15 protein-coding genes are annotated in these 12854 nt (G+C 64.8%); 6 read left to right on the top strand and 9 right to left on the bottom strand.

Features of this window, described 5'->3' with window-relative positions; genetic code table 11:
- Nucleotides 1-18 precede the first annotated feature (18 nt).
- Nucleotides 19-804: a MetQ/NlpA family ABC transporter substrate-binding protein gene (locus tag E4K09_RS00520; RefSeq protein ID WP_134494204.1), complete on the top strand. Its 786-nt coding sequence runs from the start codon at nucleotides 19-21 to the stop codon at nucleotides 802-804.
- 117 nt (nucleotides 805-921) lie between these two features.
- Complete coding sequence (locus E4K09_RS00515) at nucleotides 922-1707, top strand: MetQ/NlpA family ABC transporter substrate-binding protein (RefSeq protein WP_134494202.1); 786 nt, start codon at nucleotides 922-924, stop codon at nucleotides 1705-1707.
- An 89-nt stretch (nucleotides 1708-1796) separates the two neighbouring features.
- Here the strand turns inward: E4K09_RS00515 and E4K09_RS00510 are convergent, their stop codons facing one another.
- Nucleotides 1797-2876 (bottom strand): flavodoxin family protein, encoded by a 1080-nt coding sequence (locus E4K09_RS00510; protein WP_134494200.1) that lies wholly within the window; start codon nucleotides 2874-2876, stop codon nucleotides 1797-1799.
- 194 nt (nucleotides 2877-3070) lie between these two features.
- Here E4K09_RS00510 and E4K09_RS00505 point away from each other — a divergent pair, with 194 nt between their 5' ends.
- Nucleotides 3071-3898, top strand: coding sequence for an aldo/keto reductase (locus E4K09_RS00505; RefSeq protein WP_134494198.1), 828 nt, complete (start codon nucleotides 3071-3073; stop codon nucleotides 3896-3898).
- An 86-nt stretch (nucleotides 3899-3984) separates the two neighbouring features.
- Here the strand turns inward: E4K09_RS00505 and E4K09_RS00500 are convergent, their stop codons facing one another.
- Together E4K09_RS00500 and E4K09_RS00495 are read right to left on the bottom strand one after the other, a co-directional pair.
- Nucleotides 3985-4533: a VOC family protein gene (locus tag E4K09_RS00500; RefSeq protein WP_134494196.1), complete on the bottom strand. Its 549-nt coding sequence runs from the start codon at nucleotides 4531-4533 to the stop codon at nucleotides 3985-3987.
- Between the two features lie 70 nt (nucleotides 4534-4603).
- On the bottom strand, nucleotides 4604-5083 hold the full coding sequence (locus E4K09_RS00495; protein WP_244610294.1) for a MarR family winged helix-turn-helix transcriptional regulator: 480 nt from the start codon (nucleotides 5081-5083) through the stop codon (nucleotides 4604-4606).
- A 94-nt stretch (nucleotides 5084-5177) separates the two neighbouring features.
- On the opposite strand from E4K09_RS00495, the gene E4K09_RS00490 reads away from it, so the two are divergent.
- Together E4K09_RS00490 and gstA are read left to right on the top strand one after the other, a co-directional pair.
- A complete protein-coding gene (locus E4K09_RS00490; RefSeq protein WP_134494194.1) occupies nucleotides 5178-5627 on the top strand; it encodes a DoxX family protein in 450 nt (149 codons plus the stop codon).
- Between the two features lie 27 nt (nucleotides 5628-5654).
- Nucleotides 5655-6272 carry a glutathione transferase GstA gene (gene gstA / locus E4K09_RS00485; RefSeq protein ID WP_134494192.1) on the top strand — a complete coding sequence of 206 codons (618 nt, stop codon included), beginning with the start codon at nucleotides 5655-5657 and terminating at the stop codon, nucleotides 6270-6272.
- A 71-nt stretch (nucleotides 6273-6343) separates the two neighbouring features.
- Here the strand turns inward: gstA and groL are convergent, their stop codons facing one another.
- The 3 genes from groL to E4K09_RS00470 form a co-directional block, all read right to left on the bottom strand.
- Nucleotides 6344-7990 carry a chaperonin GroEL gene (gene groL, locus E4K09_RS00480; protein WP_134494190.1) on the bottom strand — a complete coding sequence of 549 codons (1647 nt, stop codon included), beginning with the start codon at nucleotides 7988-7990 and terminating at the stop codon, nucleotides 6344-6346.
- A 51-nt stretch (nucleotides 7991-8041) separates the two neighbouring features.
- Complete coding sequence (gene groES / locus E4K09_RS00475) at nucleotides 8042-8329, bottom strand: co-chaperone GroES (RefSeq protein WP_134494188.1); 288 nt, start codon at nucleotides 8327-8329, stop codon at nucleotides 8042-8044.
- A gap of 193 nt (nucleotides 8330-8522) precedes the next feature.
- Nucleotides 8523-9368 (bottom strand): DMT family transporter, encoded by an 846-nt coding sequence (locus tag E4K09_RS00470; protein WP_134494186.1) that lies wholly within the window; start codon nucleotides 9366-9368, stop codon nucleotides 8523-8525.
- A gap of 215 nt (nucleotides 9369-9583) precedes the next feature.
- Between E4K09_RS00470 and E4K09_RS00465 the strand changes: the two genes are divergently transcribed.
- On the top strand, nucleotides 9584-10330 hold the full coding sequence (locus E4K09_RS00465) for a L,D-transpeptidase (RefSeq protein WP_244610293.1): 747 nt from the start codon (nucleotides 9584-9586) through the stop codon (nucleotides 10328-10330).
- A 139-nt stretch (nucleotides 10331-10469) separates the two neighbouring features.
- Here E4K09_RS00465 and E4K09_RS00460 read toward each other — a convergent pair whose 3' ends face one another.
- From E4K09_RS00460 to E4K09_RS00450, 3 genes are read right to left on the bottom strand one after another with little or no spacing between them, the layout of a single operon-like run.
- Nucleotides 10470-11144, bottom strand: coding sequence for a DUF2076 domain-containing protein (locus E4K09_RS00460; protein ID WP_134494184.1), 675 nt, complete (start codon nucleotides 11142-11144; stop codon nucleotides 10470-10472).
- Between the two features lie 60 nt (nucleotides 11145-11204).
- Nucleotides 11205-11789: an NUDIX hydrolase gene (locus tag E4K09_RS00455; RefSeq protein ID WP_134494182.1), complete on the bottom strand. Its 585-nt coding sequence runs from the start codon at nucleotides 11787-11789 to the stop codon at nucleotides 11205-11207.
- Nucleotides 11786-12637 (bottom strand): SDR family NAD(P)-dependent oxidoreductase, encoded by an 852-nt coding sequence (locus E4K09_RS00450; RefSeq protein WP_134494181.1) that lies wholly within the window; start codon nucleotides 12635-12637, stop codon nucleotides 11786-11788. Before E4K09_RS00450 ends, E4K09_RS00455 begins: the two co-directional genes overlap by 4 nt.
- Nucleotides 12638-12854 lie beyond the last annotated feature (217 nt).

The following is a 12854-nucleotide window of genomic DNA, read 5'->3' as shown; positions in this document are numbered from 1 at the left end:
CGCACAAGGAGTACCCGCATGTCCCTGAAGACCTTTGGCCTCGTCGCCCTTCTCTCCCTCGCCGCCCTGCCGGCCGCCGCGCAGACGCAGACCATCCGCATCGGCGCCACGCCCGGCCCGCACGCGCAGATCCTCGAAGCCGTGAAGCCCATCGCGGCCAAGAAGGGCCTCGACATCAAGATCGTCGAGTTCTCCGACTACGTGGTGCCGAATACGGCGCTCGCCGCCGGCGACATCGAGGCGAATTCGTTTCAGAACCAGCCCTACCTCGACAACCAGGTGGCGGATCGCGGCTTCAAGATCGAAAGCGTCGGCCTCACCGTGAACTTCCCGATCGGCATCTACTCGAAGAAGCACAAGAGCCTCGATGCCCTGCCGAACGGCGCGACGATCTCGATCCCGAACGATCCCACGAATGGCGGCCGCGCGCTCCTGCTGCTCCAGGACAAGGGCCTGATCAAGCTCAAGGACAATGTCGGGTTCAAGCCCACTCCGATCGACATCACGGACAACCCGAAGAAGATCAAGTTCGTCGAAATCGAAGCCGCGCAGGGACCGCGTGTGCTCGACGACGTAGATGCGGGCATCATCAACACCAACTACGCCACCGCCGGCGGCCTCGATCCGGTGAAGGACCCCATCGCCCGCGAGAATCCGAAGGGCCCTTATGTGAACCTCATTGCCGTACGCTCCGCCGACAAGGACAAGCCGTGGGTGAAGGCGCTTCTCGAATCCTATCACTCGCCGGAAGTGAAGAAGTTCGTGGAAGAGAAGTTCAAGGGCTCGGTTCTCACGAGCTGGTAAGATACATCTCCTTTCTCTGAAAATGCCGGGCTTCGCGCCCGGCATTTTTGCTGCTCTCACAGGATGCTTCCCCCGATCCATCCACGTCGTTCAGAACCTCGTACCAGGAGTACCCGCATGTCCCTGAAGACCTTTGGCCTCGTCGCCCTCCTCTCCCTTGCCGCGCTGCCGGCCGCCGCGCAGACGCAGACCATCCGCATCGGCGCCACGCCCGGCCCGCACGCGCAGATCCTCGAAGCCGTGAAGCCCATCGCGGCCAAGAAGGGCCTCGACATCAAGATCGTCGAGTTCTCCGACTACGTGGTGCCCAACGAGGCCCTCGCCTCGGGCGAGCTGGAGGCCAATTCCTTTCAGCATCAGCCCTATCTCGACAACCAGAAGGAAAACCGCGGCTACAAGATCGAGACCGTCGCTCAGACGGTGAACTTCCCGATCGGGGTCTATTCCAAGAAGCACAAGGCGTTCGATGCGCTGCCGAACGGCGCGAGCATCGCCATTCCGAACGATCCGACCAATGGCGGGCGCGCGCTCCTGCTGCTGCAGGACAAGGGGCTCATCAAGCTCAAGGAGAATGTGGGCTTCAAGCCGACGATCCTCGACATCACGGCCAATGCCAAGAACCTGAAGTTCACGGAGATCGACGCGGCCCAGGCGCCGCGCGTGCTCGAGGACGTCGATGCCGCCGTCATCAACACCAACTATGCCACGCAGGCCGGTCTCGATCCGGTCAAGGACGCGCTGACCCGCGAGAATCCGAAGGGTCCCTATGTCAACATCATCGCCGTGCGAGCCGAAGACAAGGACAAGCCGTGGGTGAAGAATCTCGTTGAGGCCTACCGCTCTCCCGAGGTGAAGACATTCGTCGAGGAGAAGTTCAAGGGCGCCGTTCTCACGAGCTGGTAAGCGCCGCAGCCTGATCCGCACGAGGCCGGGCGACGCCCGGCCTTTTTCATGGCCCTTGCGCTTGCGTGCCGAGCCCGTCCGGGCCCCGCCTATTTCTGACGGGACTCCTGCAGGCGCTCCCCCGGCTGCGCCCAGCGTCCCGCCCGCTTCGCCGTGACGGCATCCAGCAGCGCCCAAGCGGCGTTGCGGATTTCGGCCTGCACGTCCAGGTCGCGGTCGAGTTCCTCGTGACTGGTGGCGTAGGGCTTCCAGTAACCGATATAGCGGTCGAGTTCGGCGAGGTTTCCCGCCGGCGTAAGGTCCATGGCCCGCAGCCAATCCGACAGGCTGCGGCGGACGCCCTCCGCCCCTTCGGCATCGCCGTGCACGACGACCGAGAACAGGCGGCCCGACAGGTGCTTGGGATAGTCCCACCCCTTCAGCTCCATTGCCTTGGCCTCCGGCACCGTCTTGCCGTGGGTCGCGGTCGGATCGGGATTCCCGCCATCGGCGCAGACGAGGCGGTCCATCATCAGCTTCAGCGGAGAGGACACCTGGTACCAGTTCACGGGCGTGACGATCATGACCCCGTGCGCCTCCACCCATTTCGGGTAGATGTCGCTCATCCAGTCCTGCGTCTGGCCGAGGGAGTAGTTGGGATAGCAGGAGCAGGGCCAGTGGCAGAGCGGGGCGGCCGTGGAGAAGCAGGTCTTGCAGGGATGGATGTGGCGGCCATACTCCGATGCGATCCTGCTGAGATCCAGAACCTCGACATCCACATTCTCCGCGCTGGCGATGACCTGCCGCGCGATCTCGACGAGTCGATAGGTCTTCGACATTTCACCCGGGCAGGTGTGCTCGCTGCGCGATGCGGATGAGATCAGGAGGAAGCGCGCCGGACCTTCGGGATCCTCATGCCGTTTCTGCGCAAGACCGATGGCGTCCTTCGCGGCGATCCAGTCGACGGCGAGATCGTAATCGGGATCGGCAAAACCCGGTCCGGCCTTGCGGGTCTTCGGGCTCTTGCGATGATGGCTGTAGGCGTCCCATGCCGCATCGGCGACCCGTTGCAGTTCCTCTCCCAGAGGCCCGAAGGCGGGATCCTGGAAGGGTTGCAGGAAGCGGCGGCGGAACTCCGTTTCATCAAGTGTCGGATCGGGGGTGCCGGTCCTCGCGTCAGGGATGGACAAAGAACACTCCCGTTCCTAGATCGCAGGAATGCCAAGCTGCGCAACGCCGGCCGAGTCGCTCTGGTTCCGCTAGGCAATGGTCTCATGGCGGTTTGCTTTCTGCAAAACGTGCCTTACGTCATCGTTCGCCGCGGACCCGAAGGGCCGCGCGTTGCTCTCGCTCTGCCCTCCACCTTTCTCTCCAGGAGCCGTCGATGCCGACCACCCCACCCCTTCGCCTGAACGATGGAAACACGATGCCCCAGCTTGGCTATGGAGTCTGGCGGGTCTCGAACGAGGAGGCCGTCGCCTGCGTGGGCGAGGCCATCAAGGCGGGCTACCGCTCCATCGACACGGCGGCGATCTACGAGAACGAGGAAGGCGTCGGCCAGGCGATCGCCGCCTCCGACGTGCCGCGCTCCGAGCTCTTCATCACGACGAAAGTGTGGAACGACAAGCGCAGCTACGATGGGGCGCTCACCGCCTTCGACGAGAGTCTGAGGCGTTTGAAGCTCGACTTCATTGACCTCTACCTGATCCACTGGCCCGGCGTCAGCGGAGACGGGTTCCTCGATGCCTGGCGCGCTCTGATTCGCCTGAAGGAGGAAGGGCGCGTGAAATCCATCGGCGTCTCGAACTTCCAGGGCCCGCATCTGCAACGGCTGATCGACGAGACGGGCGTCGCTCCCGTCCTCAACCAGGTCGAGCTGCATCCGCGCTTTCAGCAGAAGGAGCTGCGCGCCGTCCATGCGCGGCACGACATCGCCACGGAATGCTGGGGCCCTCTCGGGCAGGGCAGCCTCGTGGCCGACGCGACGCTCGCCGCCATCGGACGCAAATACGGCAAGACGCCGGCCCAGGTGATCCTGCGCTGGCATCTCGACAGCGGCTTCGTGGTGATCCCGAAATCGGTCACGCCGTCGCGCATCCGCGAGAACATCGACGTGTTCGACTTCACGCTCGATGCGGACGACATGCGCGCCATCGAGGCGATGGACGACCCACGCGGACGCGTGGGTCCCGACCCCGCAATCTTCGGCTGACCGGGCCGATCACAAGCGGTCCCGCGAGGGGCCGCTTGTCGCCTCGAACGGGTGGCATGGATTCCATCACCCGGAAAACTTTTCCGTCAGCGTCCCACGGGGTTGAAGCCGCCGCTCTCGTCGATGGGCTCGCGCAGCTCGATCCGGTGACGCCCGTTGTCGCGGATCTGCGCCGTGCGGTAACGCCCGTCGAGCTCATCCTGCGGGTCCTGCAGCACCTCGACTCCCGCCTTGCGCAGGCGCGCGATCTCCCTGTCGACGTCGGGCACGAGAAGGCTGATGACGGGCGTGCGCGTGACCTCGGCGGACCTGCCGGGCGGGCCGCTCGTCTCCTGAAGCACGTGATCGACTTCCGTGATCTCGAGCAGGAAGCCGCTTCGCTCCAGAACCGCATTCCGCCCTTGCACGAAATTCGTCGAGCCGATCAGCCGGAAGCCGAGCTTGTCCTGATACCAGCGGAGGCTCTCGTCGAAATCCGGCGTGCGGATGGACGTGGAGCTCGATTGGGAGCCCGATGGGGACTGCGCCAATGCCTGGGGAGGGCCCGCAGGAAGGACGGCGGCAGCGATCATGACGGCAAGGCTCGCCAGAATGCTGCGCCGTAGGCTGGAGGATGAAGGAGAGCATGTTGTCACGGGTCGTCCCTCGCCGGCTGCCGGAACTTAGCCGTCTTCCTTCATGAACGCCCGTCGGTGCAGTTCGTTCTTAGCTGCAATCGTTCTTCGTCCGATCGTCCTTGCCGTTCATAAGCTTCAGCAGCAGCGCGGCGAGCTGCCTGGCCTCCTGCTCCGTCAGCGTCTCGCCGATGAAGCGGTTGATGGCCGGGCCGTAGACCCCCCACATGCGCCGCTGAAGCGCCCGCCCCTCCTCGGTGATCTCGACGAGCTGACGCCGCTTGTCGCCCGGGAAGGGAATGCGGCGCACGAGACCCTCCACCTCCATGCGGTCCAGAAGACGGGAGATGTTGTACTGCTCGAAGAGCACCGCGTTCTCGATGTCCTTCGGAGAGGACCGACCATCGGGCGCGCGCTTGAGATGCAGAAGCACATCGTACCAGGACAGGTTTGGAAAACCGACCGTTTTCAGCTCCGCCTCGATCTCGCCGACGACCTTCCTCTCCGCCAGGACCAGACGGACCCAGGCATCGGTCACCGCATCCGAAGGGTCTCGCTTGTTTTGCACCACGGCAAAGCCTCCCCTGTTTCGATGCAATTGCATCATATTTGACATTTCCATGCAAGTGCATATGATATCTATGCATCTGCATGGAGTTATTCCGATGTCAACCAGCACCCCATCCACCAACGCCTATGGCGTTCTTCTCCTCCGCGTTTCGTTGGGCGTCATGTTCATCGCCCACAGCCTCCTTCTGAAGTTCGTCACCTTCACCCTCGCGGGCACCGCGCAATATTTCGAATCCCTGGGGCTCCCGGCCTTCCTCGCCTATGCCACGTTCTTTGCCGAGCTCATCGGCGGCGTCCTGCTGGTGCTGGGCGTTCAGAGCCGCTGGGTCGCCCTCGCCCTCCTGCCGATCCTCGTCGGTGCGGCCTGGGTGCATGCCGGCAACGGGTGGGTCTTCTCCGCCCCTGGCGGCGGATGGGAATACCCGCTCTACCTGATCGTGCTCTCGGTGGCACAGGCGCTCCTAGGCGATGGCGCCCATGCGCTGAGCCCCTCCACCCGCCTTCCCCTCCTGTCCGGCCCGGCTTCGCTGAAGACCGCTGCCTGATCCATCTCCAACACCAAGGACCCAATCATGAAACTCTACTATGCTCCAGGCGCCTGCTCGCTTGCTCCCCACATCGTGGCCCGCGAGGCCGGCCTGCCGGTGACCCTCGAGAAGGTGGATCTCTCCAAGCATCGCACGGAGACCGGCGAGGATTTCCGTGCCATCAACCCGAAAGGCTACGTGCCCACCATCACGATGAAGGACGGGTCCCTCCTCACGGAGGCGGCGGCGATCATCCAGTATCTCGCGGACCAGCAGCCGGGCGCAGGCCTCGCGCCGGCCGCCGGCACCACGGAGCGCTATCGCCTGATCGAGTGGCTGACCTTCATCAGCTCCGAGATCCACAAGGGCTTCGGCCCGCTCTGGAACCCGGCCACTCCGGACAGCGTGAAGGCTTCGACGAAGGACCGCCTCGCCAGCCGCTTCGCCTATCTCGACGGGATCCTGGCCAAGCAGCCGTTCCTGATGGGCGAAACCTTCACGATCGCCGACGCCTATCTCTTCACCGTCGTGAACTGGACGAACATCCACAAGGTCGACATCTCGTCCTTCGAGCACCTGAGCGCCTTCCAGGCCCGCGTCGCCGCGCGTCCCAAGGTCCGGGAAGCGCTCGCGGCCGAAGGTCTGCTCAAGCAGGCGGCCTGATCCCCGTCTTGCCCCAACGAAAAAGGCCCCGGATCGCTCCGGGGCCTTTCTTTTGTTCGCGGTGCGAGGACTTAGAAGTCCATGCCACCCATGCCGCCCATGCCGCCGCCCGGCATGGCCGGAGCGCCGCTGTCGCGCTTGGGAGCATCGGCCACCATGGCCTCGGTGGTGACGAGGAGGCCGGCCACGGAGGCGGCGTCCTGCAGAGCGGTGCGGACCACCTTCGCCGGATCGACGATACCGGCTTGGAGCATGTCCACGAACTCCTCCGTCTGAGCATTGAAGCCGAAGGTGTCGGCCTTGTTCTCGGTGATCTTGCCGACCACGATCGAGCCTTCCACGCCGGCGTTCTCGGCGATCTGGCGGATCGGAGCCTCAAGGGCGCGCAGCACGATGTTGATGCCCGCCTTCACGTCCGGATTGTCGTTGGAGAGCTTGGCCACCGCAGCTTTGGCGCGCAGCAGAGCGACGCCGCCGCCGGGAACGATGCCTTCTTCCACCGCAGCGCGGGTGGCGTTCAGGGCGTCGTCGACGCGGTCCTTCTTCTCCTTCACCTCGACCTCGGTCGCGCCGCCGACGCGGATCACCGCGACGCCGCCCGCGAGCTTGGCGAGGCGCTCCTGGAGCTTCTCGCGGTCGTAGTCCGAGGTGGTCTCCTCGATCTGCGCCTTGATCTGGCCGACACGAGCTTCGATGTCTTCCTTCTTGCCGGCGCCGTCGATGATCGTGGTGTTCTCCTTCTCGATGCGGACGCGCTTGGCGCGGCCGAGCATCGGAAGCGAGACGTTCTCGAGCTTGATGCCGAGGTCTTCGGAGATCGTCTGGCCGGCGGTGAGAACGGCGATGTCCTCCAGCATGGCCTTGCGGCGGTCGCCGAAGCCCGGCGCCTTCACGGCCGCGATCTTGAGACCGCCGCGCAGCTTGTTCACCACGAGGGTGGCCAGAGCCTCGCCTTCCACGTCCTCGGCGATGATCAGCAGCGGCTTGCCGGTCTGAACGACAGCCTCAAGGATCGGCAGCATGGACTGCAGGGAGGAGAGCTTCTTCTCGTGGATGAGGATGTAGGGGTCCTCGAGCTCGGCCACCATCTTCTCGGCGTTGGTGATGAAGTACGGCGAGAGGTAGCCGCGGTCGAACTGCATGCCTTCCACGACATCGAGCTCGGTCTCGGCGGTCTTGGCTTCCTCGACGGTGATCACGCCCTCGTTGCCGACCTTCTGCATGGCATGGGCGATCATCTCGCCGATGTCCTTGTCGCCGTTGGCGGAAATCGTGCCGACCTGGGCGACCTCGTCGGAGGACTTCACCTTCTTGGCGCGGGCCTGGATGTCCTTGATGGCCTCGCTGGTGGCGAGGTCGATGCCGCGCTTGAGGTCCATCGGGTTCATGCCGGCGGCCACCGCCTTGGCGCCCTCGCGGACGATCGACTGGGCGAGAACGGTCGCGGTCGTGGTGCCGTCACCGGCGATGTCGTTGGTCTTCGAGGCCACTTCGCGCACCATCTGGGCGCCCATGTTCTCGAACTTGTCGGCGAGCTCGATCTCCTTCGCGACCGACACGCCGTCCTTCGTGATGCGCGGAGCGCCGAAGGACTTCTCGATCACGACGTTGCGACCCTTCGGGCCGAGCGTCACCTTCACGGCATCCGCGAGGATGTCGACGCCGCGCAGCATCTTATCGCGGGCTTCGGTAGAAAACTTAACGTCTTTGGCAGCCATGGGCTTTGCCTCCAGTTAAATTGGAAATCGGGTAACGGGTCGTCCGGCCGATCAGCCGACGATGCCCATGATGTCGGATTCCTTCATGATCAGGAGGTCCTGACCGTCGATCCGCACCTCGGTGCCGGACCACTTGCCGAACAGAACGCGGTCGCCGGCCTTCACATCGAGAGCAGCGATCTTGCCGCTCTCATCACGGGCGCCCGGGCCGACGGCGATGACTTCGCCCTCTTGCGGCTTTTCCTTGGCGGTGTCCGGGATGATGATGCCGCCGGCCGTCTTCTCTTCGGCCTCGATGCGGCGGACGACGACGCGGTCGTGCAGCGGACGGAACTTCATGGAACTTCCCCTTTGACTGTTAGCGCAGCCCCGATGGCCGCGCCCTGGTCTCTGTCCTGTTAGCACTGTCGAAAGGTGAGTGCTAACGGTCCATGCGAGATAAGGGGACGCCGATGAGGAGTCAAGGCGCAGGATTCATGAAACCCTGTTGCGACTTGAAAAGGAAGGGTTTTCTCCTTCACGTTCGCCGGCTCTAGCGCCGGCTGGTGAGCAGCGCCGCGAGCACGATGAGGAGCCCTCCCGCCAGGGTCGCCCAGGTAGGGATCTCGGCGAACACCCCATAGCCGATCAGAACGGCCCAGATGAGGGCGGTGTATTCGAGAGGGGCCAGCCGGGCGGCCTCCGCCTTGGCATAGGCCGTCGCCATGAGAACATGGCCGATGACCCCGAGCACGCCCATCAGCATGAACCAGGCGAGATGCCCGAGATTCAGGGGCTGCCAGGCCCATAGGCCGAACGGCATGGAGAGGACGGCGGGACCGATATTCTGGAAGTAGACGATGTGCAGGTACTTGTCCCGCTGCGCCCGCTGGCGCAGCAGCACGAGGCTCAAGGCATAGGTGATCGCCGACAGAAGGGCCGCGCCGACGCCGGGCCAGGAGCGTGCCGCCGAGGCCTCCTCCGTCTGGCCCAGGACCACGACGAGGGTACCGCCGAAACCGATCACGATGGCAGCGATGATCTTCGGATCGACACGCTCCCTCAGCAGGAGCACCCCGAAGAGCGCGATGAACATGGGCGCCAGGAACGACAGGACCAGGGTCTCGGCCAGGGGCAGCTGGCCCAGCGCGTAGAAGAAGCTTACGGCCGTCACGACCGCGATGACCGAACGCAGCAGGTTCGCCTTCACCGTCTCGCGTCCCGGCCAGCCCGGGCGCAGGGCCGCGACCACGCCGGTGGCGATCACGGTCCCGCAGGCAAAGCGCAGGAAAGTCACCTGGAAGGTCGGGTAGTAGGCGGACATCCCCTTGATGACCGCATCCATGATGGAGAGCACCGCGATACCCGCGGCAGCCCGCAGGGCCGGACCGTATTGCATGAAATCACGACGATGTGAGGCTTCAGGCCTCCAGGATGGAGCCTTTTCAAGAAGAACGAAGTTCTTACAGCAATTTATCAGTCGCTTCATCTCCCGTTTCGCGCTGTCGACAGGAAAGCACGCCGTGAGCTGGCGCACAGGTTCAAACGGCCCCATGGAAACAAAAGCCGCGCTTGCCGTTTATTGAGCGTAACAATGAAAAACAGGATGCTTCAATGCGTGCTTGGATTCCTTGCTCCGCGATGCTTCTTTTCGCCCTCATGCCGTCTGCCGGATCGGCCCAGCCCATCTACGGCAACGGAAATTACTACGGCAATACGTACATTGCGCCGGAGTACAACTATCCCTATGCCCGCACCCAGGATGGCTACCGGGAGGATTACCCGTTCGTCACGCGCCCGGCGACGCGCGGCTCCTATCCCTATGCGACCGGCTCGGTCCGTTCCCGCACTCAGGTGGCGACGCTGCCGCAGGCCTATGAGGATTCCGGCTACGACAACAGCATCGACTACGCCATCGCGCCGCAGTTCCAGCGGCAGATCGTGTCCTATCGCGGCAGCGAAAAGCCCGGCACGATCGTGGTCGATACCAACAACAAGTTCCTCTATCTGGTGCAGCCGGGCGGACGCGCGATCCGCTATGGCATCGGCGTCGGCCGCCCCGGCTTCGAATGGGCCGGCCGCAAGACCGTCTCGATGAAGCGCGAATGGCCCGATTGGCGTCCGCCGGCCGAAATGCTCCGGCGCCGTCCCGACCTGCCGCGCTACATGGAAGGCGGCCCGGACAATCCGCTCGGCGCGCGTGCGCTCTATCTGGGCTCCTCGCTCTACCGCATCCATGGCACGAACGAGCCGCACACGATCGGCCAGGCGGTTTCCTCCGGCTGCATCCGCATGCTCAACGAGGACGTGGTCGACCTCTACAACCGCGTGAAGGTCGGCACGACCGTCATCGTGATTTGAGCCTCGTCATCCTCTTGAACAATCATCATGGCCGGGCATGTCCCGGCCATCTTGTTTTGGAGAGGGGCGGCGCTGCGACGGAGCGGGATCACCGGCACGAGACCGGTAATGACGAGGAGGTGTCAGAGACACTCGCGGATCAGGCCCAGTCGCCCTCGTCTCCGGCGTCGCCGCCGAAATCGGAGAAGTCGTCGCGGGTCTGGTTCGGATTGTCGTAGAGCGGATCCGTGATGCCGGCGAAATCCGTGTTTGCGCCCTGGTCGTTGCCGAGATCCGCCACCGCCGACGGGTCGGCGGCCGGGGTCTCGTCCCCGCCGAACGCATGCGACAGGGCGTTGGCGATCATCATGCCGCCCGCGACGCCCGCCGCCGTCGAGAGCGCCGTCTGCAGAAACCCGCCGCCACGGGAAGGCATCATGCCTCCGCCCCAGGGGCCCCGCGAGGGGGGCATGCCATAGGATTGTTGCATCGGCTGCGGCGCTCCCCAGGGCGAGGCGCGGCGCGTGGGCGGGGTGTTGTAGGCCGGTTCCGGTGGACGCGCGCCTCCGCCGAAGATGCTGGACAGCAATCCGCCCTGCTGCGGCTGGCGGCTCACGTGTTCGAGCTCGGCGCGCAGCTGCTCGTTCTCGGCCTGGAGCCTCGCCAGAGCCTGCTCCTGAACGAAGATGGCCTGCGCCATGGCATAGGGCGCGTAGGGCTGCTGGCGCAGCCTTTCGGCGATGAAGCGCTCAGCCTCCGGATCGCGCGGCTGGTTCGCCACCTGCTCGAGCCGCCGGAAAATATCGGCGATCACCTCACGTTCCTGATCGTTCATGGCAAACCTCCTTCGCGCATGGATCATGAAAGCTTCATGTAAGGGCAGCCCCCCGGTTTGTTAGAGGCGGACAAGGCCGAGCCGTTGCATATTCCGCAGGGCCTCGGGCGCAATGGCTTCGAGCTCCCTCACATCGTGCCACCGGGCCGCGAGCACCTCCGACGGATCGGGGCGCAGACCGCCCTCTACCGCCCGCACGACGTAGCGGATGTCGTGGTGCCAGTGCTCCGGCTCGCCCTTCTGAGGCCGGGCCGGGATGAGATGGCTGTCGATGTCGATCGGAAGGCCGCAAGCCCCGTGCCACGGGTCGAGGGCGAGATCCTGAACGCCGGTCTCCTCGAAGGCTTCGCGCAGGGCGGATTCCGCGAGGCTCTCGGGCGCCTCGTAGTGACCGCCCGGCTGCAGCCATCGCGAGAGGGAGAGATGATGGATCAGCAGGATCCGCCGGCCCGCCCCGTCGAGGATGAAGGCCGATGTGGTCACGTGACCGGGCAACGTGCTCCGGGAATGGATGTCGTCCCCGTTGTCGATCTGCCGCCGCAGAACGGCATGCCGCTGCGGCGCGACCGCGAACGCGCGGGCGTGGTCGTCGAGCAGGCGCGCGACCTGGGCGCGGAAGGCGGAGGGGTCGAACGGGTGGTTCATTTGCCCTCCATCACCTTCCCGAACGCCTCCTTGAAGTCGGGATGCCACCGGGACAGAGCGGGACGGTTCTCGATGATGTCCCCGGCGGCCCAGCGGATGCGCTCCTCGTCCATGGCGCGGGTCGTCTCGTTGTCCGGGCAGAGCACATAGAAATCGCCCCGCTCCAGGGCCGGCAGCAGGAAATCGATGACCTGTTCGGGAGTCCAAGCCCCAGCGGGCTTCTCGGTCACGCCCCTGGCCCGGGTGAAACCCGTGAACACGAAGCCGGGGATCAGAAGATGGGCGGTCACTTGGCAGCCCGGCCTGTTGCGCAATTCGTGCGACAGGGCTTCCGTCACCACTTTGACGCCAGCCTTCGACACATTATAGGCGGTGTCGCCAGGCGGGGTGGTGATGCCCTGTTTCGAGCCCGTATTGATGATGGCACAGGGCGTGCCCTGCTCGGCCATGGCGGGTGCAAAGACCTGCACGCCATTGATGACGCCCCAGAGATTGGTCTGCAGAATGGCCTGCCAGCGCTGCGGATCGCCGAAGAGCTGCCCGCCGCCCTCCGTGCCGGCATTGTTCATCAGCACGGCGACCTCGCCGAAGGCGGCCATGGCTTGGTCCCTCAGGTTCTCCACGTCCTGGCGGCGGCCGACATCGGCAGGAACGGCGAGCACGTTCTGAGAGCCGCCGAGACCGCCCACTTCGGCGGCCGCGCGCTCCAGCGCCTCTCCGGGCAGGTCGGCCAGGCAGACCTTCATGCCGAGCTCCGCGAACCGCTTGGCTGCGGCCAACCCGATGCCGCTCGCGGCACCCGTGATCACGGCGACGCGGTTCGGAGCGATTGCGGGATGATGTGCCATCGGTGGTGTCCTTTGCTCGGGGCTGCGGCCCATGTTCACGGATTGCTGCGATTGCGGCTTCTCTTCAACCTTCGCAAGGCGCGATTGCGCCTCTCAACAGAATCCTGCCTGCCGCAGAAGTGGCGCCGCTGGCCCGCTTTCCAAGGGTAGGTCCATCGCGGCTGCTATGTTCGCGCCATTGACGGAACAGGGGAACACCGGTAGACATGCATCCATG

This window comes from Microvirga pakistanensis (assembly GCF_004458765.1).
GTDB classification, from domain to species: domain Bacteria; phylum Pseudomonadota; class Alphaproteobacteria; order Rhizobiales; family Beijerinckiaceae; genus Microvirga; species Microvirga pakistanensis.
The sequence above is the reverse complement of the archived record's forward strand: the minus strand, read 5'-3'. Positions and strand labels throughout refer to the sequence as shown.